Source organism: Polynucleobacter parvulilacunae, from assembly GCF_018881715.1.
GTDB lineage: Bacteria > Pseudomonadota > Gammaproteobacteria > Burkholderiales > Burkholderiaceae > Polynucleobacter > Polynucleobacter parvulilacunae.
In genome coordinates this window covers 1-365 of record NZ_JACVPW010000015.1, presented here as the reverse complement: position 1 = coordinate 365, position 365 = coordinate 1, and the positions used below count along the sequence as shown (strand labels likewise).

General features: G+C 54.0%; 1 protein-coding gene. It reads left to right on the top strand.

Annotated features, from left to right (window positions below; genetic code table 11):
- The coding region (locus ICN18_RS10365) for an AIDA repeat-containing protein (protein WP_216190512.1) at positions 1-365 on the top strand (365 nt) is incomplete at both ends.

Sequence of the window (365 nt, the reverse complement as noted above, 5' to 3'; positions counted from 1 at the left end):
CTGGAGCTGTAGCATCTGGCTCTACTGTAAGTAATGGTGCCAACCTCAATGTCTCCTCCGGTGGTACGGCAACGAACTCTATTGTTAGCAGTGGGGGTCTATTGGCCGTCTCTGCTGGCGGTACAGCTACGACCATATCGCAGCTTGCGGGAGGTGCGCTGGTAACTGCAATTGGTGCCGGCATTGGGGGGAATGTATCCGGCATTAATACTAGCGGGGCATTTTATGCGTCAGGAGCGTTGGCGTCTGGCGTAGTGCTGGAAAACAGGGGTCTATTGGCCGTCTCTGCTGGCGGTACCGCTACGAGCTCTACAGTTAACAATAGCGGTAATTTAAGCGTCTCTTCCGGTGGTCTTGCTATTAGC